This window comes from Pseudomonas sp. HMSC076A11, assembly GCF_001810205.1.
Classification (GTDB): domain Bacteria; phylum Pseudomonadota; class Gammaproteobacteria; order Pseudomonadales; family Pseudomonadaceae; genus Pseudomonas; species Pseudomonas aeruginosa.
Genome location: NZ_KV800311.1, coordinates 224,374 through 250,643, shown reverse-complemented (window position 1 = coordinate 250,643; position 26,270 = coordinate 224,374). Strand labels below are relative to the sequence as shown.

General features: G+C 68.8%; 25 protein-coding genes and 1 pseudogene. 16 read left to right on the top strand and 10 right to left on the bottom strand.

The annotated features are described in order from the left end of the window. The first annotated feature begins 78 nt into the window (after nucleotides 1-78). The 5 genes from gtdA to HMPREF2716_RS17710 all read left to right on the top strand — a co-directional run bounded on the left by gtdA (nucleotide 79) and on the right by HMPREF2716_RS17710 (nucleotide 4,885). Nucleotides 79-1,140, top strand: a complete 1,062-nt coding sequence (gene gtdA / locus HMPREF2716_RS17730) for a gentisate 1,2-dioxygenase (RefSeq protein WP_003162849.1) — start codon at nucleotides 79-81, stop codon at nucleotides 1,138-1,140. Between the two features lie 12 nt (nucleotides 1,141-1,152). Continuing rightward, nucleotides 1,153-1,851: a fumarylacetoacetate hydrolase family protein gene (locus HMPREF2716_RS17725; protein WP_003131334.1), complete on the top strand. Its 699-nt coding sequence runs from the start codon at nucleotides 1,153-1,155 to the stop codon at nucleotides 1,849-1,851. A gap of 77 nt (nucleotides 1,852-1,928) precedes the next feature. Continuing rightward, nucleotides 1,929-3,275 (top strand): MFS transporter, encoded by a 1,347-nt coding sequence (locus HMPREF2716_RS17720; RefSeq protein WP_003113292.1) that lies wholly within the window; start codon nucleotides 1,929-1,931, stop codon nucleotides 3,273-3,275. A gap of 12 nt (nucleotides 3,276-3,287) precedes the next feature. Then, nucleotides 3,288-3,932, top strand: a complete 645-nt coding sequence (gene maiA, locus HMPREF2716_RS17715) for a maleylacetoacetate isomerase (protein WP_003116881.1) — start codon at nucleotides 3,288-3,290, stop codon at nucleotides 3,930-3,932. Nucleotides 3,933-3,973: 41 nt separating this feature from the next. Continuing rightward, on the top strand, nucleotides 3,974-4,885 hold the full coding sequence (locus HMPREF2716_RS17710) for a SphA family protein (protein ID WP_003113294.1): 912 nt from the start codon (nucleotides 3,974-3,976) through the stop codon (nucleotides 4,883-4,885). On the opposite strand, the gene HMPREF2716_RS17705 is transcribed toward HMPREF2716_RS17710, so the two are convergent. The 4 genes and pseudogenes from HMPREF2716_RS17705 to dsbD form a co-directional block, all read right to left on the bottom strand. Then, the gene (locus tag HMPREF2716_RS17705) at nucleotides 4,867-6,201 is read right to left on the bottom strand and encodes a cytochrome P450 (RefSeq protein WP_003116880.1); all 1,335 of its coding nucleotides are present in this window, start codon (nucleotides 6,199-6,201) and stop codon (nucleotides 4,867-4,869) included. The two genes, HMPREF2716_RS17710 and HMPREF2716_RS17705, sit on opposite strands and share 19 nt — an antisense overlap. A 72-nt stretch (nucleotides 6,202-6,273) precedes the next feature. Continuing rightward, on the bottom strand, nucleotides 6,274-7,044 hold the full coding sequence (gene dsbG / locus HMPREF2716_RS17700; protein WP_003089790.1) for a thiol:disulfide interchange protein DsbG: 771 nt from the start codon (nucleotides 7,042-7,044) through the stop codon (nucleotides 6,274-6,276). Next, the gene (locus HMPREF2716_RS17695) at nucleotides 7,041-7,877 is read right to left on the bottom strand and encodes a TlpA family protein disulfide reductase (RefSeq protein WP_003089792.1); all 837 of its coding nucleotides are present in this window, start codon (nucleotides 7,875-7,877) and stop codon (nucleotides 7,041-7,043) included. The genes dsbG and HMPREF2716_RS17695 overlap by 4 nt, the downstream gene beginning before the upstream one ends. Next, nucleotides 7,877-9,639, bottom strand: a pseudogene (gene dsbD, locus HMPREF2716_RS17690) (protein-disulfide reductase DsbD). The gene HMPREF2716_RS17695 and the pseudogene dsbD overlap by 1 nt, the downstream one beginning before the upstream one ends. A 162-nt stretch (nucleotides 9,640-9,801) precedes the next feature. On the opposite strand from dsbD, the gene HMPREF2716_RS17685 reads away from it, so the two are divergent. Both HMPREF2716_RS17685 and HMPREF2716_RS17680 read left to right on the top strand, forming a co-directional pair. Next, nucleotides 9,802-10,482, top strand: a complete 681-nt coding sequence (locus HMPREF2716_RS17685; protein WP_003103570.1) for a response regulator — start codon at nucleotides 9,802-9,804, stop codon at nucleotides 10,480-10,482. Then, nucleotides 10,479-11,801 carry an ATP-binding protein gene (locus tag HMPREF2716_RS17680; RefSeq protein ID WP_003103567.1) on the top strand — a complete coding sequence of 441 codons (1,323 nt, stop codon included), beginning with the start codon at nucleotides 10,479-10,481 and terminating at the stop codon, nucleotides 11,799-11,801. The genes HMPREF2716_RS17685 and HMPREF2716_RS17680 overlap by 4 nt, the downstream gene beginning before the upstream one ends. 175 nt (nucleotides 11,802-11,976) lie before the next feature. Here HMPREF2716_RS17680 and HMPREF2716_RS17675 read toward each other — a convergent pair whose 3' ends face one another. From HMPREF2716_RS17675 to HMPREF2716_RS17660, 4 genes are all read right to left on the bottom strand, one after another. After that, the gene (locus HMPREF2716_RS17675) at nucleotides 11,977-12,852 is read right to left on the bottom strand and encodes a c-type cytochrome (protein WP_003103565.1); all 876 of its coding nucleotides are present in this window, start codon (nucleotides 12,850-12,852) and stop codon (nucleotides 11,977-11,979) included. Beyond that, nucleotides 12,849-13,502: a c-type cytochrome gene (locus HMPREF2716_RS17670; protein ID WP_003103563.1), complete on the bottom strand. Its 654-nt coding sequence runs from the start codon at nucleotides 13,500-13,502 to the stop codon at nucleotides 12,849-12,851. Before HMPREF2716_RS17670 ends, HMPREF2716_RS17675 begins: the two co-directional genes overlap by 4 nt. Nucleotides 13,503-13,616: 114 nt before the next feature. Beyond that, a complete protein-coding gene (locus HMPREF2716_RS17665; RefSeq protein WP_003089806.1) occupies nucleotides 13,617-14,618 on the bottom strand; it encodes an LLM class flavin-dependent oxidoreductase in 1,002 nt (333 codons plus the stop codon). 150 nt (nucleotides 14,619-14,768) lie between these two features. Further along, on the bottom strand, nucleotides 14,769-15,383 hold the full coding sequence (locus HMPREF2716_RS17660; RefSeq protein WP_003089808.1) for a TetR/AcrR family transcriptional regulator: 615 nt from the start codon (nucleotides 15,381-15,383) through the stop codon (nucleotides 14,769-14,771). A 187-nt stretch (nucleotides 15,384-15,570) separates the two neighbouring features. Here HMPREF2716_RS17660 and HMPREF2716_RS29970 point away from each other — a divergent pair, with 187 nt between their 5' ends. Then, entirely contained in the window at nucleotides 15,571-15,690 is a 120-nt protein-coding gene (locus tag HMPREF2716_RS29970; RefSeq protein ID WP_003089810.1) for a PA2485 family small membrane protein, read from the top strand. A 16-nt stretch (nucleotides 15,691-15,706) separates the two neighbouring features. Beyond that, the gene (gene ptrC / locus HMPREF2716_RS17655; RefSeq protein WP_003089814.1) at nucleotides 15,707-15,901 is read left to right on the top strand and encodes a type III secretion system co-regulatory protein PtrC; all 195 of its coding nucleotides are present in this window, start codon (nucleotides 15,707-15,709) and stop codon (nucleotides 15,899-15,901) included. A gap of 25 nt (nucleotides 15,902-15,926) precedes the next feature. Here ptrC and HMPREF2716_RS17650 read toward each other — a convergent pair whose 3' ends face one another. Next, entirely contained in the window at nucleotides 15,927-16,199 is a 273-nt protein-coding gene (locus tag HMPREF2716_RS17650; protein ID WP_003089816.1) for a hypothetical protein, read from the bottom strand. Between the two features lie 97 nt (nucleotides 16,200-16,296). On the opposite strand from HMPREF2716_RS17650, the gene HMPREF2716_RS17645 reads away from it, so the two are divergent. The 3 genes from HMPREF2716_RS17645 (at nucleotide 16,297) to HMPREF2716_RS17635 (ending at nucleotide 18,358) form a co-directional block, all read left to right on the top strand. Then, a complete protein-coding gene (locus HMPREF2716_RS17645) occupies nucleotides 16,297-17,061 on the top strand; it encodes an AraC family transcriptional regulator (RefSeq protein WP_003122659.1) in 765 nt (254 codons plus the stop codon). A 26-nt stretch (nucleotides 17,062-17,087) separates the two neighbouring features. Beyond that, complete coding sequence (locus HMPREF2716_RS17640) at nucleotides 17,088-17,903, top strand: AraC family transcriptional regulator (RefSeq protein ID WP_003103554.1); 816 nt, start codon at nucleotides 17,088-17,090, stop codon at nucleotides 17,901-17,903. An 80-nt stretch (nucleotides 17,904-17,983) separates the two neighbouring features. After that, a complete protein-coding gene (locus HMPREF2716_RS17635) occupies nucleotides 17,984-18,358 on the top strand; it encodes a cupin domain-containing protein (protein WP_003089825.1) in 375 nt (124 codons plus the stop codon). A gap of 58 nt (nucleotides 18,359-18,416) precedes the next feature. On the opposite strand, the gene mexS is transcribed toward HMPREF2716_RS17635, so the two are convergent. Continuing rightward, nucleotides 18,417-19,436, bottom strand: a complete 1,020-nt coding sequence (gene mexS, locus HMPREF2716_RS17630; RefSeq protein ID WP_003103552.1) for an oxidoreductase MexS — start codon at nucleotides 19,434-19,436, stop codon at nucleotides 18,417-18,419. A 220-nt stretch (nucleotides 19,437-19,656) separates the two neighbouring features. Between mexS and mexT the strand changes: the two genes are divergently transcribed. From mexT to oprN, 4 genes are all read left to right on the top strand, one after another. Then, complete coding sequence (gene mexT, locus HMPREF2716_RS17625; protein ID WP_003089829.1) at nucleotides 19,657-20,571, top strand: multidrug efflux system transcriptional regulator MexT; 915 nt, start codon at nucleotides 19,657-19,659, stop codon at nucleotides 20,569-20,571. Nucleotides 20,572-20,801: 230 nt separating this feature from the next. Beyond that, nucleotides 20,802-22,046, top strand: a complete 1,245-nt coding sequence (mexE, locus tag HMPREF2716_RS17620; RefSeq protein ID WP_003103549.1) for a multidrug efflux RND transporter periplasmic adaptor subunit MexE — start codon at nucleotides 20,802-20,804, stop codon at nucleotides 22,044-22,046. 21 nt (nucleotides 22,047-22,067) lie between these two features. Beyond that, nucleotides 22,068-25,256, top strand: a complete 3,189-nt coding sequence (mexF, locus tag HMPREF2716_RS17615; protein ID WP_003089834.1) for a multidrug efflux RND transporter permease subunit MexF — start codon at nucleotides 22,068-22,070, stop codon at nucleotides 25,254-25,256. After that, nucleotides 25,253-26,270, top strand: a 1,018-nt coding sequence (gene oprN, locus HMPREF2716_RS17610; protein ID WP_049880373.1) for a multidrug efflux RND transporter outer membrane subunit OprN, incomplete at its 3' end; no start/stop codon positions are given. The genes mexF and oprN, both read left to right, overlap by 4 nt.

The window sequence follows — 26,270 nt, the reverse complement described above, 5'->3', positions numbered from 1 at the left end:
ATTCGGTTATGCCTTCACCTCGAATAATGACTACCAGACCGAGGCGGCCCCGCCTCCTCCCGCCGGAGATTCATCGGTATGCATAACGACAATTCCACCGAGAAGCGCGCCGACTTCTATCGACGCATCCGCCAGCAGCACCTCACCCCGCTCTGGGAAGCCCTGCACAGCCTGGTCCCGGCGCAACCCGCCGGCGGCTGCCAGGCGGCGCTGTGGCGCTATCGCGAACTGCGCCCGTTCCTGCTCGAGGCAGGCGACCTGATCAGCGCCGAGGAAGCGGTGCGCCGCGTGCTGGTGCTGGAGAACCCGGACCTTCCCGGCCAGTCGGCGATCACCCCGAGCCTCTACGCCGGCCTGCAACTGATCCTGCCGGGCGAGATCGCTCCCAGCCACCGGCACACCCAGTCGGCCCTGCGCTTCGTCGTCGAGGGCTACGGCGCCTACACCTCGGTGGACGGCGAACGCACCCGCATGGAGCCGGGCGACTTCATCATCACTCCGTCCTGGACCTGGCACGACCACGGCAACCGCCCCGCCGCGGAAGGCGGCGAGCCGGTGGTCTGGCTGGACGGCCTGGACATCCCGATGCTGCGTTTCTTCGGCGCCACCTTCGCCGAGAGCTACGGCGAACCGGTGCAGCCGTTGCGACGTGGCGAAGGCGACAGCCTCGCCCGCTACGGCAGCAACATGCTGCCGCTGCGCCACCAGCCGACGACGCCGACCTCGCCGCTGTTCAGCTACCCCTACGCGCGCAGCCGCGAAGCCCTCGAGCGCCTGGCGCGCCTCGAACGGCCCGATCCCTGGGAAGGCCACAAGCTGCGCTACGTCAACCCGGCCACCGGCGGCTGGGCCATGCCGACCATCGCCACCTGCCTGCAACTGCTGCCGGCCGGCTTCCTCGGGCAGCCCGCGCGCAGCACCGACGCCAGCGTCTATTCGGTGGTGGAAGGCAGCGGCGTGGCGCAGATCGGCGGCCGGCGCTTCGCCTTCGAGGCCAAGGATCTGTTCGTCGTGCCCTCCTGGGCCGAGCTGCGCCTGGAAGCCGGCGCCACCGACTGCGTGCTGTTCAGTTTCTCCGACCGCCCTGTGCAGCAGGCGCTCGGCATCCTCCGCGAATCCCGCGAACCCCTCGCCCACTGAAGGACCCGTCCCATGAGCCATCTCTTCGCGCCCGAAGCGCCCGTCAGCCTCACCATCCATGGCAGCGACCAGACCTTCCCGGTGCGGCGGGTCTACTGCGTCGGCCGCAACTACGCCGCCCACGCCCGGGAAATGGGCTTCGATCCCGAGCGCGAGCCGCCGTTCTTCTTCTGCAAGCCGGCCGACGCGGTGGTCCCGGTCGCCGCCGGCAGCACCCTGGAGCTGGCCTACCCGAGCCAGACCGGCAACTACCACTACGAAATCGAACTGGTGGCGGCGATCGGCAAGGGCGGCTGCGACATCCCCCTGGAGCAGGCCGAGCAACACGTCTGGGGCTACGCGGTGGGCCTGGACATGACCCGCCGCGACCTGCAGATGCGCATGCGCGAGATGGGCCGGCCCTGGGAGATCGGCAAGGCCTTCGACCGCTCGGCGCCGATCGGCCCGCTCTACCCTGCCAGCCAGGTCGGCCATCCGCGCCACGCCGCCATCAGCCTCCAGGTCGACGGCGAGGATCGCCAGCGCAGCGACATCGACCAGTTGATCTGGTCGGTGGCGGAAACCGTCAGCTACCTGTCGCGCTTCTTCGAGCTGCGCCCCGGCGACCTGGTCTTCACCGGCACCCCGGAAGGCGTCGGCGCGGTCGAGCGCGGCGAGCGGATGCTCGGCGCCATCGACGGCCTCGGCGAACTCAGCGTCCGCGTGGTCTGACCCACCGCCCGCGCACGGCGCGGGCCCACCCTGCCCTTCATCCGGGCTGTCGCCACGGCGACGGCCGAGGAACGCTCATGCCTACGCCCGACAAGAACAACAAGATCGACGTCCAGGCCTTCATCGATGCGCAGGCGGTTTCCGCCTTCCAGTTGCGAGTCCTGTCGCTGTGCTTCCTGATCGTCGCCATGGACGGATTCGACACCGCCGCCATCGGCTTCATCGCCCCGGCCCTGGCCCACGACTGGCAACTGAGCCCGGCGCAACTCAGCCCGATCCTCGGCGCCGCACTGGCCGGCCTGGCCCTCGGCGCCTTCGCCGCCGGCCCGCTGGCCGACCGTTTCGGACGCAAGAGCGTGCTCCTGCTCTCGGTGCTGTTCTTCGGCGGCTGGAGCCTCGCCTCGGCCTACGCCGGTTCGGTGGAAACCCTGGCCCTGCTGCGCTTTTTCACCGGCCTCGGCCTGGGCGGGGCGATGCCCAACGCGATCACCCTGACCTCCGAATACTGCCCGCGCCGGCACCGCGCGCTGATGGTCACCGCGATGTTCTGCGGCTTCACCCTCGGCTCGGCGCTGGGCGGCCTGCTCGCCGCGCGGATGGTCCCGGCGCTGGGCTGGGAAAGCGTGCTGCTGCTCGGCGGCGGCCTGCCCCTGGCGAGCCTGCCGCTGCTCTGGGCATGCCTGCCGGAGTCGGTGCGCTTCCTCGCCCGCCGCGCACCGGACGCGGCGCGCCTGCGGCGCATCCTCGAACGCCTGGGGCGCCTGCCCGACGGCTGGGCCGGACGCCTCGAACTGCCCGCCGACGAGTCCGACGGCACCTCGCCCCTGCGGCAGATCCTCGGCGCCGAGCTGCGCGGCGGCACCCTGCTGCTCTGGGCCACCTTTTTCATGGGCCTGCTGATCATCTACCTGCTGACCAACTGGCTGCCGACGCTGATCGGCGGCACCGGCTTCAGTCTCGGCGAGGCGGCGACGATCAGCGCCATGTTCCAGCTCGGCGGCACCCTCGGCGCACTCCTCCTGGGCAGCGCCATGGATCGCTTCGACGCGCACCGGGTGCTGAGCCTGGCCTACGTCGGCGGCGCCCTGTTCATCCTCGGCATCGCCAGCCTCTACCACAGCTTCGCCCTGCTGGCGCTGTGCGTCGCCGGCGTCGGTTTCTGCATCAGCGGCTCGCAGGTCGGCGCCAACGCCCTGGCCGCCGATTTCTATCCGACCCGCAGCCGCGCCACCGGGGTCAGCTGGGCCCTCGGCCTGGGCCGCATCGGCTCGATCGTCGGCTCCCTTAGCGGCGGCGCCCTGCTCGGCCTGGGCCTGGGCTTCAGCGGCATCCTCGCCCTGCTGGTGATCCCGGCGCTGCTCGCCGCCGTGGCCGTGCATCGCCTGGGCCGGCGCCGGGCCAGGCCTTCTCCCACCACTCTCTGAACAGGACTTTCCATGCAGCTCTACAGCTTCTTCAACAGCTCCACGTCCTATCGGGTGCGTATCGCATTGGCCCTGAAAGGCCTGGATTACCAGGTAGTGCCGGTCAACCTGCGGCAGGGCGAGCAACTGCGCCCGGCCGACCGCCAGCGCAACCCGATGGGCGCGCTGCCGACCCTGGTCGACGCCGACGGCCGCCGGTTCAGCCAGTCGCTGGCGATCATCGACTACCTCGACGCCGTGCAGCCCGAACCGAGCCTGATCCCTCTCGACCCACTGCATCGCGCCCAGGCGCTGGAACTGGCCCTGCTGGTGGCCTGCGACATCCATCCGCTGAACAACGTGCGGGTGCTCAAGTACCTGACCCAGGTCCTCGGCATAGACGCCGAGGACCGCCAGCGCTGGTACGCGCACTGGGTCGCCGAGGGCCTGGCGGCGGCGGAGACCCTGCTGAACCGACACCGTCGCGGCGCCTTCTTCGCCGGCGCCGCAGCGGGCATCGTCGAGTGCTGCCTGGTACCGCAACTGGCCAACGCCCGGCGCATGGGCTGTGACCTGGCGCCCTACCCGGCGTTGCTCGAACTGGAGGGGCGCTGCCTGGCGCTCGAAGCCTTCCAGCGCGCCAGCCCCGAGCGCCAGCCCGACTACCTGCCGGACTGACGCGCTGCCCCGTGGAAAACAACAACAAGAAGGACACGCCCATGACCACCCGCATCCGGGCCAGCCTGCTGGCCCTGCCCCTGCTGCTGCCCTCGTTCCAGGCTATCGCCGCGCTGCCGGGGATGAACCTCGGCCAGACCTCCTTCCTCGACGGCAAGGCCCTGCCCGGCACGCTGTTCCAGCAGTTCGTGAATATCTACGAGGCCGACGACTTCATGGACGCCAACGGTCACCGGCGCCCGCTCGACAACCGCCTGCGCACCCTGCTCGCCACCAGCCACTTCGCCCACATCAGCCAGCACCAGCTGTTCGGCGCCTACTACGGCGCGGAAATCCTCGTCCCGGTGCTGCTCGCCGATCCCGACTTCGAACCCCACGCCGGCAGCGCCAACGGCCTCGGCAACCTGATCGTCAGTCCGTTCATCCTGCAATGGCCGCAGACCGAGCTGTTCGGCCGGCCCTACTGGCAGCGCCTGAACCTCGCCTTCCAGTTACCCACCGGGCGCTACGACAGGCATCGGGCGATCAATCCCGGCAGCAACCACTGGAGCTTCAACCCGCACTACGCGCTGACCTGGGAATTCGCCGAAGGCTGGGAAGCCAGCGCTCGCCTGCAGTACCTGTTGCCGGGCAAGAATCGCGACCCGGCGCCGCCGTTGGCCGACGACTACCTGCAACCGGGCCAGGCGTTCCACGCCAACTACTCGGTATCGCTGGCGCTGGATGCGCATTGGCGGCTCGGGTTGTCCGGCTACAGCCTGCGACAGATCACCGACGAGCGGGTCGACGGCCACGACCGCCCGGACTCCCGCGAGCGGGTCGATGCCATCGGCCCGGCGCTGATGTTCGGCTGGGGCAAGTCGCGGCTGTTCCTCAACGCCTATCACGAATACGGCGCACGCAACCGCAGCGAGGGCAGCCGGCTGATCCTGCGCTACTCGCAGGTCTTCTGAGCGTCGCCTTCCGGGACGATCGGCAAGCGCTCCAGGGTGCGGAACACCGAGCTGCGCCGCCAGCGCAGGTCCGTCGGTTCCGAGGCCAGGGCGAAACGGCGACGCACCAGGCCGCGCAATGCGCATTGCAATTCGAGCCGGGCCAGGTACGCGCCCAGGCAGTAGTGCGGACCATGGGCGAACGCCACGTGCTGCTTGGCGTTCGCTCGCTGCAACTGCAGGCGGTCGGGGGCGGCGAACATCTCCGGGTCGCGGTTCGCCGCGAGGAAGCTCAGCCAGACCTTCTCTCCAGGCGGAATCCGCTGGCCGCCGATCTCCACCTCCTCCAGGGTGCAACGCACGCCGCCGCGCACCGCGCCATCGAAGCGCAGCAGTTCCTCCACCGCGTTCGCCGCCAGCTCCGGGCACCGCCGCAGCAGGTCGAGCTGGTCGGGATGGGTGAGCAGCGCCAGCGTAGCGTTGCCGACCATGCTGATGGTGGTTTCGAAGGCGGCCATGAACACCATGGCATAGGCCGCTACCAGGTCCTCGAGGCCCAGTCCGGCCTCCAGCATCGCGGCGCCGTCGAGGATGCTCGGCGCCGCGCCGGACGGCGGGCGCGAAGAGCCATCGCTCCAGCCGCGCGCCTGGCGTTGCAGGTAGTCGCTGAAGGCGGCCGCGCTGCGGTTGATCTGCCCGGCATCGCCGTGGCTGGCGGCGAGATCGAGCCCGGCGGCCAGATCGCGGCCCCAGGGCAGCAGTTGCCCGGTATCTTCGCGGGGAAAGCCGAACAGCTCGGCGGCCACCCGGATCGTCAGCGGTTCGGCGAAATCCCTGAGCAGATCGGGCTCGCGGCGCTCCAGCAAGCTGTCGAGGAGTTCCTCCACCAGCACCTCGATGCGCGCTTCCCAGCGGCGCACGGCGTCGGGGCCGAAGGCCGGAGCGAACAGCCTGCGCAGGCGGGTGTGCCGCGGCGCGTCGTTGAACAGCATGAAGTTGTCGTAGAAGCGCGCCAGCGGTTGCAATTGCTGGTGGCCGAACCAGCTGGCGCCGCCCTGGCGGACGCCGGCGGCGCCAAGGCGAGCGGGGTCGGCGGAGAAACGGCGGTCGCGCAGGCACGCCGAAACATCGGCATAGCGACTGATCCACCAGATCGAGGCCTGGTCGCGGCAGACCGGCGCACGGGAACGGATCAGCCGCAACAGCGGATAGGGATCGGCGACGAAGTCGGGATGGTAGGTGTGGATGTCGAAACCGTCGCTCCGCGGAGCGAGCGCCGGACGCTGAGCGTCATGGCGCGGCTGCGCGCTGCCTTCCTCGCTGAATGCGTCGTCCATGGCCCTCGCTCCGCTGGGTTGGCGTAACGCAGGGAGTATAGATGGCCGGCGGCTCGGCGCCGGCCCGGAGGATCAGCGCGGACCGAGGATCTCCGCCAACTGGTCCGGCTGCGGCGCGCCCTGTTGCTGCTGCATGCGCCCCTCGGCATTGAGATAGAAGATCGCCGGGGTCGCCGCGGCGCCCATCGACTCCATCAGTTCCATGTTGCCGGCGAGCTGCTTGCGCACCGCCGCCGGGATCTTCGCCAGCGGCTTCAGGGTGCTGGCCTTGCCCGCCTGCTCATGGTCGTGCAGGGCCTTCTGCGGGTCCTTGCTGGCCAGCAGCGCGGCGGACTTGGCTTCGCTGTCCTCGCGGATGATGCCGACCATGATATGCCGCAACTGCACCTTGCCGGCATCCACCCAGGGTCGCGCCTGCTCCCAGAACATGGTGCAGTACGGGCAGTTCGGGTCGCTGAACAGGTAGACCACGCGCGGCGCGTCGGCACGGCCATCGGCGATCCAGGCGCTCTGCTCCATCTTCTGCCACATTTCCTTGGCCAGCGGCGCATACACCAGGCGCTCCAGCGGTTCGCGGCTGAGGTCCTTGCCCTGGGCGTCGAACAGGTGGCCGGTGAGTACGTGCTTGCCGTCGGGCGTCAGGTACAGCGCCATGCCCTGGTTCTGGTATTCGGCGGCATAGCCGCGCAGGCCATCCGGGGCGTCGAAGCTGCCGAGGATGCGGGCGCCCTTCTCCTGGACCATGCGGATCGGCGCCGGCAGCTCCTCCGCCGCCGTGGCCAGGCCGGCGTTGAGGAGGGTCAGGCCCAGGCCAAGGGTGATCAGGTTGCGCGGCAGTCTCATTCGGAACTCCTGGTTGCGGGGGCGGCAGCGGCCGGCTCGAAGGCTTCGAGGTAGCGCGCCAGGCTGCCGCGGGACAGTTCGCCGAGATGGCTGCCCAGCAGGCGGCCCTCGGCGGTGTAGAAAACGGTGGTGGGCAAGGCGACCGAGCCGACCTGCTGGCCAAGCTGCCCGCCGTTGTCGAACAGCAGGTTGTCCAGGCGCAGGTTCTCGCCCTGGAGGAAATGGCGCACGGTCTCGGCGCTCTCGCCCTGGTTGGCGAAGAGGAACACTACGTCGGGATTCTCCGCCTGCGCCTGTTGCAGCACCGGCATCTCGCGCCGACACGGCGGGCACCAGCTGGCCCAGAGGTTGATCACCAGCGGGCGGCCCCGGAAATCGGCCAGTTGCACCGACTCGCCGGCGGCGTTGCGCAGGCTCAGTTCGGGCAGGCGCGTACCGCGCTCGTAGATGCCCAGGCCCAGGCTGCCAAGCAGCCAGAACGCCAGTCCGAGGCTGGCGCCGACACCCAGCGAGCGACGTAGCGCCGGTCGCCGCCAGGCCCAGAACAGCGCGCCGAGCACAGCGGCGAGCAGGCCTGGCCAGGCGAGGAAACCGCCATCGCGGATATCCAGCATCTGTGCGAAGTCGCCACGGTACTGCGGCCAGTAGCGCACCACGAAGGCCAGGCGCGCCACCAGCAGGCCGAGCAACAACAGGTTGAACAGCACCGGCTCGGCGTTGCGCCCGCCGCCGCGCGCCGCCAGCCAACCACCGAGCAGCGCGGCGCCGAGGGCGAGGAACAGCAGCAGGTGTTGCAGCGAGACCACCAGCGGCCCCAGGGAAAAACTCAGCATCAGCCGCGCTCCCGGGTCGCCTGCCAATGGGCGAGGAAGCCGCCGGCGTCGACTTCGCCGGTCAACCGGCGCGCGCGGCGCTCCTCGCCTTCCGGGCCGATCCAGATCAGGCTCGGCGGGCCGGGTATCTGGTAGCGGTGCAGCAGCTCGCGGCTGGCGGCGTTGTCCGCGGTCACGTCGAGCCGCAGCAGGCGCACGCCCTGCAGGGCGGCGAGCACATCGGGCTTGGCGAACACCTGTTTCTCCATGATCCGGCAGGACACGCACCAGTCAGCGTAGTAGTCGAGCAGCACCCATTGTCCCTCGGCCTTGGCCGCAGCCAACTGACGGTCCAGCTCGGCCGGCTGGCTCACCGTGAGGAACGCCTCGTGCGCGCTGGCCGTCGGCGTAGCGCCCCGGTTCGCCGCCGCATACACCTGTAGCGGACGCCAGGGGTCGTCGGCCCCGGCCGCGGCGCCCAGCAACATCGCCGCGCCCCAGAGACCGAAGATGCAGCCCGCCGCGCCGAACAGCACCGCGTGCCGCGCCAGGCCTCGCGCCGTGTGCAGCGCGGCGTAGGCCAGGACCAGCAGCAACGCGCCGCCAAGGCCGATCCACAGCGCCTCGCCGAGCAGCGGACGCAGGAGTATCCAGGCGGTGCCGAGGAAAAGGAAGCCGAACACGCCCTTGACCAGGTTCATCCAGGGACCGGGCTTGGGCAGGAAGCGGCTACCGACCGTCACCAGCAGCAACAGCGGCATGCCGATGCCGAGGCCCAGGCTGAACAGCACCAGGCCGCCATGCAGGGCATTGCCGGTCTGCGCGATATAGAGCAAGGCGCCGGCCAGCGGCGCGGTCATGCACGGCCCCACCAGCAGCCCGGACAACGCGCCGAGCGCGGCCGCGCCGGCCAGGCTGCCGCCCTTGCGGCCGCGACTGAGACCGTCGAGGCGGTCGCGCAGGGCAGCCGGCAGTTGCAGTTCGAAGAAGCCGAACATCGGCAGCGCGAGGAACACGAACAGCGCGGCGAAGCTGCCCAGCAGCCACGGCTGTTGCAGCCAGGCCTGCAGGTTGCCGCCAAGCAGCGCCGCGACCACCCCGAGTCCGGCGTAGACCAGCGCCATGCTCAGCACGTAGCTACCGGCCAGCAGCAGGCCTCGACGAGGGCCGGCGCCGCTACCGACCACCAGCCCGGCGAGGATCGGCAGCATCGGCAGCGAACAGGGAGCGAACGCCAGCAGCAGGCCGAGGCCGAAGAACAGCAACAGGCTCCAGGCCAGGTTGCCGGCCTGCAGGCTGCCGGCCAGGCCCTGGTCCTCGGCGACTTCGCCGCTCGTCCCGGCGGCGGCAGGGCCGGTACCGCCCAGGTCGAGCGCCTGGCTCTGCGGCGGATAGCACAGGCCGGCATCGGCGCAGCCCTGCCAGCCCAGGCGCAGTTGTCCGGCGGCGGCCGCCGGCAGGGCAGTTCCAGGCTCTGGCGATAGACCTGCGACTCGCCGAAGAACTCGTCGCTGTGGCTTTCGCCGGGCGGCAGCTGCGGCTGCAAGTCCGGGTCGAGTCCGTCGAAACGCAGGCGCTTCTGGTACAGGTAGTAGCCCGGCGCGATCTGCCAGCGCAGTTGCACCTGGCCGTCGTCGAGGCGCTCCCAGGTGAAGCGGAAGGCTTTCTCCACCGGCAGGAAATCCGTCTGCGTCGCGCCGCGCGGCGCGAACAGGTCGTCGCCCGGTTGCGCCTGGGACAGGCCCGGCAGCAGGAGCATCAGGAGCAGGATCAACACACGCATGGATAACGCCTTCTACGATGAACTCGGCGGCAGCATGGCCAGCGACGATTAACAGGCCGTTAACGCGGCCACGGGAAAACCCCGGCGACGCGCCGGGCGGGGCATAATCCTGGCTTAATTCGCCCGCTTCAGACTCCTATCCCTTTAACCAGCGATACCGCCATGCATGTACTGCTCACCGAAGACGACGACCTGATCGCCAGCGGCATCGTCGCCGGCCTCAACGCCCAGGGCCTGACCGTGGACCGGGTGGCCAGCGCCGCCGATACCCAGGCGCTGCTCCAGGTGGCGCGCTTCGACGTGCTGGTCCTCGATCTCGGCCTGCCCGACGAGGACGGCCTGCGCCTGCTGCAGCGCCTGCGCCAGCAGGGCGTCGACCTGCCGGTGCTGGTGCTGACCGCGCGCGACGCGGTGACCGACCGGGTCGCCGGGCTGCAGGCCGGCGCCGACGACTACCTGCTCAAGCCCTTCGACCTGCGCGAACTCGGCGCCCGCCTGCATACCTTGCAGCGGCGCTCCGCCGGGCGTTGCGTCAACGTCATCGAACACGGCCGCCTCAGCTACGATCCGAGCACCCGCGAAACCTGGCTCGACGGCCGCCCCGTGGAACTGTCGCGACGCGAACAGGCGCTGTTGCAGGCATTGCTCAACAACCGCGGGCGGATCCTCAGCGGCGAGCAGCTCAAGGACAGCGTCTATGGCTTCGGCGACGAGGTCGAGAGCAACGCCCTCAACGTCCACATCCATCACCTGCGGCGCAAGCTCGGCAACGCCATCGTGCAGACCGTGCGCGGCCTCGGCTACCGCCTCGGGCCGGCGCGCGGCGACGGAGACGACGCATGAGCCTGCGCCTGCGCCTTACCCTGATCCTCGGCTCGGCCTTCATCCTGCTCTGGTCGCTGGCCGCGGCCTGGATGCTCTGCGACCTGCGCGGGCAGATGATGCGCTCCTTCGACCAACGCCTGGCGGCCTCGGCGCGGATGGTTGCCGGCCTGCTCCAGCAGTTGCCGCAGCCGCAGCCGGCGGACGGCCAGACCACGCGCCTGAGCGCGGAGCAACTGGGAATTCCCAACGGCATGGCCTGCCAGGTCAGCTCACTGCGCGGCGAAGTCCTGGCGCAGAGCCATGCCACCCCGGAGCGGGCGCTGGACAGCACCGCCAGCGGCTTCCGCGACCAGGAAATCAACGGCGTGCTGTGGCGCAGCTTCACCGTGCAGGCCGGCGATCTGCGGGTCAGCACCGCCGACCGCCTGGAAGAGCGCGACGTGCTGCAACGCTCGGTGGTTGTGGCCGCCGCGGTGCCGGTGACGGTCGCCCTGCTCGGCAGCCTGGCCCTGCTATGGCTCGGCGCCGGCCAGGGTCTGGCGCCGCTCAAGCGGATTCGCGACGCCCTCACCCGACGTGGCGCCGACTCGCTGGAGCCACTGGAGCTGGCGGCCCTGCCGAGCGAACTGAAGCCGCTGGTGGAAACCCAGAACCAGTTGTTCCAGCGCATCGCCCAGGCCATCGAACGCGAGCGACGCCTGACCGGCGATGCCGCCCACGAGCTGCGCAGCCCGCTGACCGCGATCAAGACCCACCTGCAGGTCGCGCGCATGACCGAGGGCGCTGCCGCCGAGCAGGCCCTGGCCCACGCCGAGGAAGGCGCCGACCGTCTGCACCGGACGCTGGACCAGCTGTTGCTGCTGGCGCGGGTGGAAGGCAGCCTGTCGTTCGACGACGGCGTGCAATGCAGCGCCGAGGACGCCGCCCGGGTAGCCATGCACGACGCCGGCCACGGCGACGTGCGGATGTTCGAGCTGAAGCTGGCCGACGGCTTGTCCGAGGCGCCGCTGGAAGTCCCCTCGGTGCTGGCCATCGCCGCGCTGCGCAACCTGCTGGACAACGCCCTGCGCCACACCGCCGCCGGCACCCGGGTGGAGCTGGCGGTGGAAACCGCGCAAGGCTGCGCGCGCTTCCACGTCCGCGACCACGGTCCGGGCATCGCCGAAACCGACCTGCCGCACCTCACCCGGCGTTTCTGGCGCCACGGCAAGAGCGGCGGCAGCGGGCTCGGCCTGGCCATCGTCCAGGCTATCGTGCAACGCTGCCAATGCCGGCTGGACTTCGACAGCCGCGCGGACGGCCTGCGGGTGACGCTGGAAATGCCGCTGCGCGAGTGATGCGCGGGCCCACCCGCCAACCGGCCCCCGTAGGGCGAATAGCCGCCCGCGGCTATCCGCCGGACCGAGGCCCAGGCATCGGCGGATAACGCCGTTGGCGTTATCCGCCCTACCCCCGCGCCGACCTGCTTCCGCCGGACCGGGTCTCCGTCCTGCGGACGCCAGGCCACGAGGGTCAGATTCCCTGTCCCAGCAGCACGCCGTTGACCTTCTGTCCGTACAGGTTGACGCCGTCGTTGGCATGGAACTTCTGCCGCGTCTTCTCCACCGAACCGTCCACCAGGCGCGGGTCCTGCGGGCGCTCGTGGCTGTTCATGAAGGCGGCGACGTCCCAGGCGTCGCGGTCGCTGAGGGTACCGGGCTTGCCCAGCGGCATGTTGTACTTGATGAAGGAGGCCGCGGTGTTGATGCGGTGCATGCCCGCGCCCCAGTTGAACGACTGCGCGCCCCACAGCGGTGGGAACACCGTCTGCCCCAGAGCCATCTGGCCCTGGCCGTCGGCGCCGTGGCAGATCGCGCACTGCGCGGCATAGACCTTGGCGCCGCGCTCGATGCTGTAGCCGCCTTCCGGCGGGGCCACGTCCGGATAGCCGCGTCCGGGCAGGCTGACCCCGGTCGGCGCCTGGCTCGCCAGCCAATAGGCGTAGACGGTCAGGGCCTTGATCTCCGGGCTGTCGGCCGCCGGCACCTTGCCGTTCATGCTGAACTGGAAGCAGCCCTGCAGGCGCTCGGCGAACGTATTGACCTTGTTGTTCTTGGCACGGAACGCCGGATAGACCGGGTAGGCCGCCCACTGCGGCGCGGAGTTGGCCCGGCGGCCCTGGTCGAGATGGCAGTTGACGCAGTTGAGCTGGTTGCCGACCAGATGCGGCGCGTTCTTCCGGGTTTCCACGAACAGCGCCTGGCCCTGGCGGACCATTTCGCCGAAGGCGTTGTCCGGGAGGCTGCTTTCCGCCGGCGGCTGGAACGGCTCCGAGGGCGCCGTTGCCGCGTGGACGGGAGCGACCAGCAGGCCGGCGACGGCCAGGGAAAGGATCGACGGCATGTTCATGGCTGGCCTCCTGCCTGACCGAGGGTGGCGAAGAACTGGCTGACGCTGCGGATCTCCTCTTCGCTGAGGGATTTGGCGATATGTCCCATCAGATCGTTCGGGTCGTTGCGGCGAGTGCCAAGCTGCCAGGCGCGCAACTGGTTGCTCAGGTACATCTCGCCCTGCCCCTGCAACGGCGGGAAGGCCTCCCCCACGCCGCTGCCGGCCGGACCGTGACAGGTCACGCACTCGGGAATGTTGCGCTCCCAGGCGCCACGTACCGCTAGGGTCTCGCCGGGGCTGCGCGGGGTGGCCACGCGCGACAGCGCCACCGGCTTGGGCGCCGGCATTGCCGCGAGGGTATTGGCGAGCGCCTGGATCTCGTCGTCGCCGAGAGCATCGGCTATGCCCTTCATCACCGGGTGCTCGCGACTGCCGCCCTGCTTGAGGTCGTGCAGTTGCTTGCTCAGGTAGGCGGCGGGAAGGCCCGCCAGGCGCGGAAAGCCGGCGGCGGCCAGGCCCATGCCATCGGCGCCGTGGCAGGTGACGCAGGCCGCGGCGGCCGGGTTGGCGCCGCCCTGTGTGTAGAGTTTCTGGCCGTCGACGGCGGCCTGGGCCGTCGCCGCCAGCAAGGCGGTCAATGAAAACAGCAGTCGGTGTGCAACCGGCATGGCAGGGTTCCTCTCTGGCTTATTGTTTTTAGTTCTAAGTTTAGAACCAAAAAACCTATCGCCGAAAGACCCTACCGCACGCAGGTCTACATCATTTTCCCTACAGGCCCCGGATCACGCCCCTTTCAGCCCCGCGACGATTTCGCAAGAGCGCAGCCGATGGGCGTGCTCGTAGAAGTCGCTGGTGAAGATAAGCTCGTCGGCGCCGGTCTGCTCCAGGAGGATCTCCAGGCGCGCGCGAACCTTCTCCGGACCGCCGATCACCGCCAGGCCGAAGAAGCTGCCGACCGCATCCTGCTCGTGGGGCAGCCACAACGGCGCCATGCTTTCCACCGGCGGCTTCTGTTTCAGGCTCTCGCCGCGGATCAGCGCCAGCACGCGCTGGAAGGCGGTAGTGGCGAGGAACTCGGCCTCTTCGTCGGTGGGTGCGGCGATCAGCGGCACGCCGATCATCGCGTAAGGTTTGTCGAGTACCGCCGAGGGCTGGAAGTTGCTGCGGTAGATGCGCAGCGCCTCGTGCAGGTAACGCGGTGCGAAATGCGAAGCGAAGGCATAGGGCAAGCCTTTCTGCGCCGCCAGGTGGGCGCTGAACAGGCTCGAACCGAGTAGCCAGATCGGCACCTGGGTACCCTCGCCCGGCACCGCCAGCAGGCTCTGCTGGGAACGGCGCGGGCCGAGCAGCATTTCCAGCTCGGCGACCTGCTCGGGGAAGTCGTCGCCGTTGCCCAGGCGGTCGCGACGCAAGGCGCGCATGGTCGCCTGGTCGGCGCCGGGGGCGCGGCCAAGGCCGAGGTCGATGCGGCCCGGGTAGAGCGTCTCCAGGGTGCCGAAGTTTTCCGCCACCACCAGCGGCGCATGGTTCGGCAGCATCACCCCACCCGAGCCGACGCGGATCCGCGAGGTGCCGCCGGCGATATGGCCGATCAGCAGCGCGGTGGCGGAGCTGGCGATGCCATCCATGTTGTGGTGCTCGGCCAGCCAGAAACGGTTGAAGCCCAGGCGCTCCACATGGCGCGCCAGGTCCAGGGAGTTGTGCAGGGCTTCGGCCACGCTGCCGCCGGTGCGCACCGGCACCAGGTCGAGCATGGACAGGGGAATATCAGCAAGCGTTGTCATGAAGGCTCCAATCGGCAGCGGGCGATGGCCAGGGCGCGAGACACGCGCGGAAGGACCTCGCCCGGGGTTTGGATCAATTCTATATCACGCGTTATAGTTTTTGCCCACGGAGAATCCATGGGCTTTTTCCAGTCAAGGCGCGCTGTGGCGTCAGGCGGCCTCGACCGCCAGCAGGGAATCCCAGGCCGCCATCGCGCAGCGGCCGATGGCCAGCAACTGCTGGCGGCTGGCGCCGTCGCGGGCCTGGATCGACAGGCCCTGGAGCACGCTGCTGTAGAAACTGGTGAGCGCGTCGAGATCGGCTCCGGCCGGCACGTCGCCGTCGGCCACGCCTCGTGCGAAACGCTCGCGCAGCAGGCGCGCGGCGCGCCGCCGGTGATCGCGCAGGTAGTCTTCGACGCCTTTGTTGGCCGGCGAGAAATTGGTCGTGCTGAGGTCGACCAGGCAACCGCGCGGCTTGCCTTCGGTGGTGTAGCTGACGGCGGCGCTTTCCAGCAGCGCGGCGATCGACTCGCGCGCCGTCGGCAGGGCGAAGGCGCCCTTGGAAAGCTGGCACTCCTGGCTCAGGTAGAGTTCCACCGCCGAACGGAACAGCGCCTCCTTGGAACCATAGGCGGCATACATGCTCGGCGCGCAGATGCCACCCATGGCCTCCTTCAGCGCGGCCATGGTCGCGCCTTCGTAGCCGGCCTCCCAGAACACGTCGAGCGCCCGGCGCAATGCCTGTTCACGATCGAAGCCGCAGGGGCGTCCACGCTTGGCCATGGGAATTCCTGAGAAAAAAACACGTCATATGGTAACACCGGCGAACAGTCGCAAGGCTGGAGGGGGTCGCTTGATCCATCACCGCGCTCGATATACACCATGCAGGCTTTTTACTTCTGCCGGTTCTCCCGCTGGGCAAACATGCTCTCCAAGGGCAGACGCCCACCCTTCCCCAGGAGAACCGATCATGTCCAGCTTCAGCGCCCTCGCCAGCTACTTCGCCGCTTCCGCGTTCTACAGCAATGCAGTGACCCCTACTCGCCCGGTTCAGGCCAGCGCGCCCGCGCCGACCAGCGAGAAGAAATGAGCCCAAGGAGGCATCCATGCTCTCAGCCCGCTCCCGCAAGGCCCCGACCTATGGCGTCACCTATGTGAGCCTCGAGGATTGCACCCTGCACTTCGAGACCGAGTACATCATCGAGCGCCGCGACGGCAGCCTCGCGCACATGCCGATGCGCACGCCGGTCAGTGAGCGCGAAGCCCTGCAACGCCTGATCGAAAGCTGCATCGACGACTGATACCTCCAGTGCCCGTGTGCCGCTCTCAGGAGCGGCCAGCGGCGTTTTCCCAATCCGCCACCAGCGTCCGCAGTCGCGCGTCGCGCAGTTCGAAGAGTTCCAGCAGCCCCAGTGCCCGGATCGCCGGCAGCAGGGCGCGCAGGTCTTCTTCAGCCTGCCGCCGTTGCGCCGCGGGCAGTTCCTCCTCAAGCAGCAGCCGGGCGTTGGCGATGAACGCGCCGACGCTGCCCTTGCGTATCTCCACGCCGCCCAGGCGGATGCGGTCCTGTCGGTCGGGAAGGATGTCTTCGGCTTTCATAGCGTGCTCCAGGCAAGAATGATGAGCCGCCAGGCTACATCCGCAGTCGAATGGCCTATTATCCATCCCGAGCCAATCATCGTCGCTTTTCCGCCAAATGCTTCCGGAACCCCTGCCCGTCCCGCTCTTCGCCCTGCGCATCGACCGCGCAGCCAGCCGCACGGCCTCCCACCGCCATGCCTGCGGCCAGCTCTACTGCCTGGAGCGCGGCCTTCTGGTGGTCGAGGACGAGCATGGCCGCCAGGCCCTGCCTCCGCGCCAGATCGCCTGGATCCCACCGGGTCACCCACACTCGGCGCACTCCCACGGCAGCCTGGCGGGCTGGAGCGCCTACCTCGCCGCCGAACACTGCCGCGACCTGCCCCGGCACCCCGGCGTGCTCGCCTGCTCGGCTTTCGTGGCGCTGATCGTCGAACGCGCCACCCGCTGGCCGACCGGCTCCGCCTGGAGCACCGAACGCGAGAACCTGCTGCGCGTGCTGCTGGACGAACTGCGCCACGCCGTGCCCCAGCGGACCCGCCTGCCCTATCCGGGGGATTCGCGCCTGCGCAGGATCGCCGAGGCATTGCTGGCCAACCCCGGCGATCCGCGGCCGGCGGCCGAATGGGCACGCTGGGCGGGCCTCAGCAGCCGTAGCCTGAGCCGGCTGTTCGGCGCCGAGACCGGTATGAGCTTCGCGCAATGGCGGCAACTGGCGCGACTGCACGCGGCCGTCGAACGGCTGGCAGCGGGCCAGGCGGTCGGCGAGGTCGCCTGGTCGCTCGGCTACGAAAGCCCGAGCAGCTTCGCCAGTGCCTTCCGCACAGTATTCGGCGAGACGCCGTCCGGCTATTCCAGTCGCGCCAACGAAGCGCTAGCCTGAACCTTCCGCGCCACGAGCCTTTCCCCATGAGCCACGCCAATACGCCCCGCGACTGGGTTCGACGCGCCCCGCAACACGGTGCGGTGGAACGCATCGAGGCTTACTTCGCCGGCCACGGCTACGATCCGCATCGCCACGACACCTATGCCATCGGCCAGACCCTGGCCGGGGTGCAGAGCTTCCGCTATCGCCGCAGCCAGCGCCACAGCCTGCCGGGCGGCTGCCTGGTGCTGCATCCCGACGAGCTGCACGACGGCGAGGCCGGCAGCCAGGAAGGGTTCCGCTACCGGATGCTCTACGTCGAGCCGGCGCTGATCCAGCAGGCCCTCGGCGGCCGGCCGCTGCCGTTCGTGCGCGGGGGCTTGTCCGACGACCCGCGCCTGATCGCCGCCAGCCGGGCCCTGCTACAGGCCATGGATACCCCGCTGGAGCCGCTGGAAGAACAGGACGCCCTGTTCGAACTGGCCCACGCCCTCGACGCCGTGGCCGGCAACCGGGCGCGCGGCAGGCGCCACTTCGACTTCGTCGCCGCCGAGCGCGCCCGGCAGTACATCCACGCGCACCTGGAGCGCCCGCTGGGCCTCGACGAACTGGCGCAGGTCGCCCAGCGCGAACGCTGGAGCCTGTCGCGCGATTTCCGCGCGCTGTTCGGCACCAGCCCCTACCGCTACCTGATCCAGCGCCGGCTGGACATCGCCCGCCGGCTGATGCTCGGCGGCCAGACGCTGGCCGAAGCCGCGCTTGCCGCCGGTTTCACAGACCAGAGCCACATGACCCGCCATTTCGGCCAGAGCTACGGCCTGCCGCCGGCACGCTGGCTGCGTATGCTCGGCCGCGCCTAGCCAGGTTGCACGATCATCCAAGACCGCCCGCTCCGTAGCCGCCTACCCTGGCGCCAGAGACCAACCACCGGAGCGCACCGATGTCCACCAGCACAACCCAAGCGATCAACTTCGCCGCCAAGCTCGCCCTGTTCGACGACCGCTGGCAACCCAGGGTGATCGCCCAGATGAACGACTACCAGTTCAAGCTGGTGAAGATCGAAGGCGACTTCGTCTGGCACAGCCACGCCGACACCGACGAGACCTTCATCGTCCTCGCCGGTCGCCTGCGCATCGATTTCCGCGACGGCGCGGTGCACCTGGGCCCCGGCGAGATGTATGTGGTGCCGCGCGGCGTGGAGCACAAGCCGTTCGCCGAGGGCGAGGTGCGCATGCTCCTGGTGGAGCCCTGCGGCGTGCGCAACACCGGCGACCAGGGCGGCGAGCGGACGGCGGTCAACGATCTGTGGATCTGAAACCGCGCCCACGAAAAAGCCCGGCTCGATGGCCGGGCTCTTTCGCTGCGGGTCGTCCTCAATCGGCGACGTGGATCACCACCCGGCCGCGCTTCGGACAGGTTTCCATGTAGCGGTGCGCCTCGACCACCTGGTCGAACTCAAATACCCGGTCGACCACCGGTTTGAGCAGGCGATCGCGGGTCAGTTGCTCGATGTGCGCGAGGGCCTTGCTCACCGACTCGTCGTTGCGTTCCAGGCCCATCTCCGGATGACCGGTGAAATCCATCAGGCAGTGGCGGTAGAACTGCAGGTGCTTCTTGAACGCGGCGCAGGCCGGGAACGCCGACTCGTTGCCGCCGTTGCAGCCATACAGCACCAGCTTGCCGCGGGTGGCGGAGACATCGCCGAGCAGGGTCATCTGCGGGCCGCCCAATTCGTCGAGGATGACATTGACGCCCTTGCCCTCGGTGAAGCGCTCGACTTCCAGGACCAGGTCCTGCTCGTCGGTCACCACCACCTTGTCGGCGCCCTGCTCGCGGAGGAACTCGCGCTCCTCGGCGGACTTGGTGGAAGCGATCACCCGCGCGCCGAGAGCCTTGGCCAACTGGATCGAGACCGGCCCGTACATGCGCGCCGCCTCGGTGATCAGCACGGTCTGCCCGGCCTTCAACCCGGCCAGGTCGACCAGGCCGAAATAGGCCACCAGCAGGCCGGTGTAGTAGACGCTGGCCTCCACCGGGGTGAGTACCTCGGGGTAGACCGCCAGGGCCGCGCGCGGCATCAGCACCACGTCGCCATAGGCCGGATAATGATCGGGGGTATGGGCGGGGAAACTGGCCACACGGGAACCCAGCGGCAGGTCGCCGACGCCGGCGCCGACCGCCAGCACCTCGCCGGCCAGTTCGAAGCCGAGACCGGACGGCAGCGCAGCCTGCTCCGGGGCCAGGTTCTGACGCCAGAGCACATCCTTCCAGCTCACGCCGATCGCCTGGACACGCACCAGGACTTCCCCTGCGGCCGGCGCCGGGGTCGGCAGCTCTTCGCATTTGAGGACCTCTGGCGGGCCAAACTGATGAAAACGGATCACTCGGGACATCGCAAACCTCTGCAGTGCATCACGGGGTGAATAACCTCATGGGTTGTGACTGTATCCGCCCATGCCTGACAAAACCACCCGTCGTTATTGATAATGGCTATGCCTGTCAGTGATCCTATGCCCCTCCGGCACCTCGCCAGGCCCCGCCCCGTCTCGCACGCAAGGCTTGACGGCGAGCCCCCGCGGTTGCAGCCTCTAGCCCCTGGAAACGAGGAACGCCATGAACCGAAACGACCTGCGCCGCGTCGATCTGAACCTGCTGATCGTGTTCGAGACCCTGATGCACGAACGCAGCGTGACCCGCGCCGCAGAGAAACTGTTCCTCGGCCAGCCGGCCATCAGCGCCGCGCTGTCGCGCCTGCGCACGCTGTTCGACGACCCGCTGTTCGTCCGTACCGGACGCAGCATGGAACCCACCGCGCGAGCCCAGGAAATCTTCGCCCACCTGTCGCCGGCGCTGGATTCCATCTCCACCGCCATGAGTCGCGCCAGCGAGTTCGATCCGGCGACCAGCACCGCGGTGTTCCGCATCGGCCTTTCCGACGACGTCGAGTTCGGCCTGTTGCCGCCCCTGCTCCGCCGCCTGCGCGCGGAGGCGCCGGGGATCGTCCTCGTCGTGCGCCGCGCCAACTATCTATTGATGCCGAACCTGCTGGCCTCGGGGGAGATCTCGGTGGGCGTCAGCTACACCGACGAACTGCCGGCCAACGCCAAGCGCAAGACCGTGCGCCGCAGCAAGCCGAAGATCCTCCGCGCCGACTCCGCGCCCGGCCAGCTGACCCTCGACGACTACTGCGCGCGACCGCACGCGCTGGTGTCCTTCGCCGGCGACCTCAGCGGCTTCGTCGACGAGGAGCTGGAAAAATTCGGCCGCAAACGCAAGGTGGTCCTGGCGGTGCCGCAGTTCAACGGCCTCGGCACCCTCCTGGCCGGCACCGACATCATCGCCACCGTGCCCGACTACGCCGCCCAGGCGCTGATCGCCGCCGGCGGCCTACGCGCCGAGGACCCACCGTTCGAGACCCGCGCCTTCGAACTGTCGATGGCTTGGCGCGGCGCCCAGGACAACGATCCGGCCGAACGCTGGCTGCGCTCGCGGATCAGCATGTTCATCGGCGATCCGGACAGTCTCTGAGCCCTCCGGCAGCTACCCGCACGAGGCGTCGCAACGGGAAAATCGATCGCGCGCCGCGGGTGTGCGGCTTATTCCATCGAAAGCACTGTCCATAACCATCGACTGTTACAGAAAACGAAAAACCATGTATCACTGTTCGTGATAATCAAAATCTCGTCGTTCGATTAGTTCCCTGCCGGAGCAGCCCGCAGACTTCGCCAATCCCGAAAAACCGACTGGCGGAGTCAAGCATGGAACAGTCATCCCACTTCTCCTGGCGCTACCCCCTCGCACTCGCGGCCGTACTGGTCCTGAGCGCCTGCGGCAAGGCCCCGGAAACCACCCAAGGCATGGCGGCGCCCAAGGTCAGCGTCGCCGAAGTCATCGAACAACCGCTGAACGAGTGGGACGAATTCACCGGCCGCCTGGAGGCCCCGGAGTCGGTGGAGCTGCGCCCGCGGGTGTCGGGCTACATCGACCGCGTGGCCTTCCATGAAGGCGCACTGGTGAAGAAAGGCGACCTGCTGTTCCAGATCGACCCGCGCCCGTTCGAGGCCGAGGTCAAGCGCCTCGAAGCCCAGCTGCAACAGGCCCGCGCGGCCCAGGCGCGGAGCGTCAACGAAGCCCAGCGCGGCGAACGCCTGCGCGCCAGCAACGCGATCTCCGCGGAACTCGCCGACGCCCGCACCACCGCCGCCCAGGAAGCCAAGGCGGCGGTCGCCGCGACCCAGGCGCAACTGGACGCGGCACGCCTGAACCTGAGCTTCACCCGGATCACCGCGCCGATCGACGGTCGCGTCAGCCGCGCCGAGGTCACTGCCGGCAACCTGGTCAACTCCGGGGAGACCCTGCTCACCACCCTGGTCAGCACCGACAAGGTCTACGCCTACTTCGACGCCGACGAGCGCGTGTTCCTCAAGTACGTCGAGCTGGCCCGCCAGGCCGGTCGCGACACGCGCAGCGAGAGCCCGGTGTACCTCGGCCTGAGCAGCGAGGACGGCAACCCGCACCTGGGCCGGCTGGACTTCCTCGACAACCAGGTCAACCCGCGTACCGGCACCATCCGCGGCCGCGCCGTGTTCGACAACGCCAAGGGCGAGTTCACCCCGGGCCTCTACGTGCGCCTGAAGCTGGTCGGCAGCAAGACCTACGCCGCCACCCTGATCAAGGACGAAGCGGTCGGCACCGACCTGGGCAAGAAGTTCGTGCTGGTCCTGGATGGCGACAACAAGACCGTCTACCGCACCGTCGAGATGGGACCGAAGCTGGAGGGCCTGCGCATCGTCCGCAGCGGCCTGAGCAAGGGCGACCGGATCGTCGTGAATGGCCTGCAGCGGGTCCGCCCGGGCATGCAGGTGGATCCGCAGAAGGTCGAGATGGCCAGCGCCGACACCCTGGCCACCCTCGCGCGCCTGCGGCAGTCGGTCGGCGACAGCGAACCACCGAAGGTGGCGGCGTCCAAGGACAACGCCACTCGCAACGAGCCGCGCGGCTGAGCGCGGCGATAGGAAGAACCGATGAATTTCTCCCAATTCTTCATCCAGCGGCCGATCTTCGCCGCGGTGCTGTCGCTGCTGATCCTGATTGGCGGCGCCATCTCCCTGTTCCAGCTACCCATCAGCGAATACCCGGAAGTGGTGCCGCCGACCGTCGTGGTCCGCGCCAACTTCCCCGGCGCCAACCCGAAAGTCATCGGCGAGACCGTCGCCTCTCCCCTGGAACAGGCGATCACCGGGGTGGAGAACATGCTCTACATGTCCTCCCAGTCGACCTCCGACGGCAAGCTGACCCTGACCATCACCTTCGCCCTCGGCACCGACCTGGACAACGCCCAGGTGCAGGTGCAGAACCGCGTCACCCGGACCGAGCCGAAGCTCCCGGAAGAAGTGACCCGGCTCGGCATCACCGTCGACAAGGCCTCGCCCGACCTGACCATGGTCGTGCACCTGACCTCGCCGGATAACCGCTACGACATGCTCTACCTGTCGAACTACGCGGTGCTCAACGTGAAGGACGAACTGGCCCGCCTCGACGGCGTCGGCGACGTCCAGTTGTTCGGCCTCGGCGACTATTCGCTGCGCGTCTGGCTGGACCCGAACAAGGTCGCCTCGCGCAACCTCACCGCCACCGACGTGGTCAACGCCATCCGCGAGCAGAACCGCCAGGTCGCCGCCGGCACCCTGGGCGCGCCGCCGGCGCCGAGCGATACCAGCTTCCAGTTGTCGATCAACACCCAGGGTCGCCTGGTCACCGAGGAAGAGTTCGAGAACATCATCATCCGCGCCGGCGCCAACGGCGAGATCACCCGTCTGCGCGACATCGCCCGGGTCGAGCTGGGCTCCAACCAGTACGCCCTGCGTTCGCTGCTGAACAACAAGCCGGCGGTGGCGATCCCGATCTTCCAGCGTCCCGGCTCGAACGCCATCGAGATCTCCAACCTGGTGCGGGAGAAGATGGCCGAGCTGAAGCACAGCTTCCCGCAAGGCATGGACTACTCCATCGTCTACGACCCGACCATCTTCGTCCGCGGCTCCATCGAGGCGGTGGTGCACACCCTGTTCGAAGCCCTGGTGCTGGTGGTGCTGGTGGTGATCCTGTTCCTGCAGACCTGGCGCGCCTCGATCATCCCGCTGGCCGCGGTGCCGGTGTCGCTGATCGGCACCTTCGCGGTGATGCACATGCTCGGCTTCTCGCTCAACGCGCTGTCGCTGTTCGGCCTGGTACTGGCCATCGGCATCGTGGTGGACGACGCCATCGTGGTGGTGGAGAACGTCGAGCGCAACATCGGCCTCGGCCTCAAGCCGGTGGAAGCCACCAAGCGTGCCATGCGCGAGGTGACCGGGCCGATCATCGCCACGGCGCTGGTGCTCTGCGCGGTGTTCATCCCGACCGCGTTCATCTCCGGCCTCACCGGGCAGTTCTACCGCCAGTTCGCCCTGACCATCGCGATCTCCACGGTGATCTCGGCGTTCAACTCGCTGACCCTGTCGCCAGCGCTGGCGGCGGTCCTGCTCAAGGGCCACCACGAGCCGAAGGACCGCTTCTCGGTGTTCCTCGACAAGCTCCTCGGCAGTTGGCTGTTCCGTCCGTTCAACCGTTTCTTCGACCGCGCCAGCCATGGCTACGTCGGCACGGTGAACCGGGTCCTGCGCGGCAGCTCGATCGCCCTGCTGGTCTACGGCGGGCTGATGGTGCTGACCTACTTCGGCTTCTCCAGCACGCCGACCGGTTTCGTCCCGCAGCAGGACAAGCAGTACCTGGTGGCCTTCGCCCAGTTGCCCGACGCGGCCAGCCTGGACCGTACCGAGGCGGTGATCAAGCAGATGTCCGAGATCGCCCTGGCGCAGCCCGGCGTGGCGGACTCGGTGGCCTTCCCCGGCCTGTCGATCAACGGCTTCACCAACAGCCCGAACAGCGGCATCGTGTTCACCCCGCTGAAGCCGTTCGACGAGCGCAAGGACCCGAGCCAGTCGGCCGGGGCCATCGCCGCCGCGCTGAACGCCAAGTACGCCGACATCCAGGACGCCTACATCGCGATCTTCCCGCCGCCGCCGGTACAGGGGCTGGGGACCATCGGCGGCTTCCGCCTGCAGATCGAGGACCGTGGCAACCAGGGCTACGAGGAGCTGTTCAAGCAGACCCAGAACATCATCACCAAGGCCCGTGCGCTGCCTGAGCTGGAACCCAGCTCGGTGTTCTCCAGCTACCAGGTCAACGTGCCGCAGATCGACGCCGACATCGACCGCGAGAAGGCCAAGACCCACGGCGTGGCGATCAGCGACATCTTCGACACCCTGCAGGTCTACCTCGGCTCGCTGTACGCGAACGACTTCAACCGCTTCGGCCGTACCTATCAGGTCAACGTCCAGGCCGAGCAGCAGTTCCGCCTCGAACCCGAGCAGATCGGCCAGTTGAAGGTGCGCAACAACCTCGGCGAGATGGTCCCGCTGGCGTCCTTCATCAAGGTCAGCGACACCTCCGGTCCGGACCGTGTGATGCACTACAACGGCTTCATCACCGCCGAACTCAACGGCGCCCCGGCCGCGGGCTACAGCTCCGGCCAGGCGCAGGCGGCGATCGAGAAGCTGCTGAAGGAGGAACTGCCCAACGGCATGACCTACGAGTGGACCGAGCTGACCTACCAGCAGATCCTCGCCGGCAATACCGCGCTGTTCGTCTTCCCGCTCTGCGTGCTGCTGGCCTTCCTCGTGCTGGCCGCCCAGTACGAGAGCTGGAGCCTGCCGCTGGCGGTGATCCTGATCGTGCCGATGACCCTGCTGTCGGCGATCACCGGGGTGATCCTGGCCGGCAGCGACAACAACATCTTTACCCAGATCGGCCTGATCGTTCTGGTGGGGCTGGCGTGCAAGAACGCGATCCTGATCGTCGAGTTCGCCAAGGACAAGCAGGAGGAAGGCATGGACCGCGTCGCCGCGGTGCTGGAAGCCTGCCGCCTGCGCCTGCGGCCGATCCTGATGACGTCCATCGCCTTCATCATGGGCGTGGTGCCGCTGGTGATCTCCACCGGCGCCGGCGCCGAGATGCGCCATGCGATGGGCGTGGCGGTGTTCTCCGGGATGATCGGGGTGACCTTCTTCGGCCTGCTGCTGACGCCGGTGTTCTACGTCCTCATCCGCCGCTTCGTGGAGAACCGCGAAGCGCGCCGCGCCGCCAACGACAAAGGCCTGCCAGAGGTGCATGCATGATTCACGCGCAGTCGATCCGGAGCGGGCTCGCGTCCGCCCTGGGTCTGTTCAGTCTGCTGGCGCTCAGCGCCTGCACGGTGGGTCCGGACTACCGGACCCCCGACACCGCGGCGGCGAAGATCGACGCCACGGCGAGCAAGCCCTACGACCGCAGCCGCTTCGAAAGCCTGTGGTGGAAACAGTTCGACGATCCGACCCTGAACCAGTTGGTCGAACAGTCGCTGAGCGGCAACCGCGACCTGCGCGTGGCCTTCGCCCGCCTGCGCGCCGCCCGCGCCCTGCGCGACGACGTGGCCAACGATCGCTTCCCGGTGGTCACCAGCCGCGCCAGCGCCGACATCGGCAAGGGCCAGCAACCGGGAGTGACCGAGGACCGGGTCAACAGCGAGCGCTACGACCTTGGCCTGGATAGCGCCTGGGAGCTTGACCTGTTCGGGCGCATCCGCCGTCAGCTGGAGTCCAGCGACGCCCTCAGCGAAGCGGCCGAGGCCGACCTGCAGCAACTGCAGGTCAGCCTGATCGCCGAGCTGGTGGACGCCTACGGCCAACTGCGCGGCGCGCAACTGCGCGAGAAGATTGCCCTGAGCAACCTGGAGAACCAGAAGGAGTCGCGCCAGCTCACCGAGCAACTGCGCGACGCCGGGGTCGGTGCCGAACTCGACGTACTGCGCGCCGATGCGCGCCTGGCGGCCACCGCCGCCAGCGTGCCGCAACTGCAGGCGGAAGCCGAGCGCGCCAGGCACCGTATCGCCACCCTCCTCGGCCAACGGCCGGAAGAGTTGACAGTGGACCTTTCGCCGCGCGACCTGCCGGCGATCACCAAGGCCCTGCCGATCGGCGATCCCGGCGAACTGCTGCGCCGCCGGCCGGACATCCGCGCCGCCGAACGGCGCCTGGCCGCCAGCACCGCCGACGTCGGCGTGGCCACCGCCGACCTGTTCCCGCGGGTCAGCCTCAGCGGCTTCCTCGGCTTCACCGCCGGGCGGGGCTCGCAGATCGGCTCGAGCGCCGCCC

What these genes read in the sequence shown, in the direction of transcription:
- gtdA (WP_003162849.1), top strand. Translation starts at nt 79, where the DNA reads ATGCATAACGACAATTCCACCGAGAAGCGCGCCGACTTCTATCGACGC.
- HMPREF2716_RS17725 (WP_003131334.1), top strand. Translation starts at nt 1,153, where the DNA reads ATGAGCCATCTCTTCGCGCCCGAAGCGCCCGTCAGCCTCACCATCCAT.
- HMPREF2716_RS17720 (WP_003113292.1), top strand. Translation starts at nt 1,929, where the DNA reads ATGCCTACGCCCGACAAGAACAACAAGATCGACGTCCAGGCCTTCATC.
- maiA (WP_003116881.1), top strand. Translation starts at nt 3,288, where the DNA reads ATGCAGCTCTACAGCTTCTTCAACAGCTCCACGTCCTATCGGGTGCGT.
- HMPREF2716_RS17710 (WP_003113294.1), top strand. Translation starts at nt 3,974, where the DNA reads ATGACCACCCGCATCCGGGCCAGCCTGCTGGCCCTGCCCCTGCTGCTG.
- HMPREF2716_RS17705 (WP_003116880.1), bottom strand. Translation starts at nt 6,201, where the DNA reads ATGGACGACGCATTCAGCGAGGAAGGCAGCGCGCAGCCGCGCCATGAC.
- dsbG (WP_003089790.1), bottom strand. Translation starts at nt 7,044, where the DNA reads ATGAGACTGCCGCGCAACCTGATCACCCTTGGCCTGGGCCTGACCCTC.
- HMPREF2716_RS17695 (WP_003089792.1), bottom strand. Translation starts at nt 7,877, where the DNA reads ATGCTGAGTTTTTCCCTGGGGCCGCTGGTGGTCTCGCTGCAACACCTG.
- HMPREF2716_RS17685 (WP_003103570.1), top strand. Translation starts at nt 9,802, where the DNA reads ATGCATGTACTGCTCACCGAAGACGACGACCTGATCGCCAGCGGCATC.
- HMPREF2716_RS17680 (WP_003103567.1), top strand. Translation starts at nt 10,479, where the DNA reads ATGAGCCTGCGCCTGCGCCTTACCCTGATCCTCGGCTCGGCCTTCATC.
- HMPREF2716_RS17675 (WP_003103565.1), bottom strand. Translation starts at nt 12,852, where the DNA reads ATGAACATGCCGTCGATCCTTTCCCTGGCCGTCGCCGGCCTGCTGGTC.
- HMPREF2716_RS17670 (WP_003103563.1), bottom strand. Translation starts at nt 13,502, where the DNA reads ATGCCGGTTGCACACCGACTGCTGTTTTCATTGACCGCCTTGCTGGCG.
- HMPREF2716_RS17665 (WP_003089806.1), bottom strand. Translation starts at nt 14,618, where the DNA reads ATGACAACGCTTGCTGATATTCCCCTGTCCATGCTCGACCTGGTGCCG.
- HMPREF2716_RS17660 (WP_003089808.1), bottom strand. Translation starts at nt 15,383, where the DNA reads ATGGCCAAGCGTGGACGCCCCTGCGGCTTCGATCGTGAACAGGCATTG.
- HMPREF2716_RS29970 (WP_003089810.1), top strand. Translation starts at nt 15,571, where the DNA reads ATGTCCAGCTTCAGCGCCCTCGCCAGCTACTTCGCCGCTTCCGCGTTC.
- ptrC (WP_003089814.1), top strand. Translation starts at nt 15,707, where the DNA reads ATGCTCTCAGCCCGCTCCCGCAAGGCCCCGACCTATGGCGTCACCTAT.
- HMPREF2716_RS17650 (WP_003089816.1), bottom strand. Translation starts at nt 16,199, where the DNA reads ATGAAAGCCGAAGACATCCTTCCCGACCGACAGGACCGCATCCGCCTG.
- HMPREF2716_RS17645 (WP_003122659.1), top strand. Translation starts at nt 16,297, where the DNA reads ATGCTTCCGGAACCCCTGCCCGTCCCGCTCTTCGCCCTGCGCATCGAC.
- HMPREF2716_RS17640 (WP_003103554.1), top strand. Translation starts at nt 17,088, where the DNA reads ATGAGCCACGCCAATACGCCCCGCGACTGGGTTCGACGCGCCCCGCAA.
- HMPREF2716_RS17635 (WP_003089825.1), top strand. Translation starts at nt 17,984, where the DNA reads ATGTCCACCAGCACAACCCAAGCGATCAACTTCGCCGCCAAGCTCGCC.
- mexS (WP_003103552.1), bottom strand. Translation starts at nt 19,436, where the DNA reads ATGTCCCGAGTGATCCGTTTTCATCAGTTTGGCCCGCCAGAGGTCCTC.
- mexT (WP_003089829.1), top strand. Translation starts at nt 19,657, where the DNA reads ATGAACCGAAACGACCTGCGCCGCGTCGATCTGAACCTGCTGATCGTG.
- mexE (WP_003103549.1), top strand. Translation starts at nt 20,802, where the DNA reads ATGGAACAGTCATCCCACTTCTCCTGGCGCTACCCCCTCGCACTCGCG.
- mexF (WP_003089834.1), top strand. Translation starts at nt 22,068, where the DNA reads ATGAATTTCTCCCAATTCTTCATCCAGCGGCCGATCTTCGCCGCGGTG.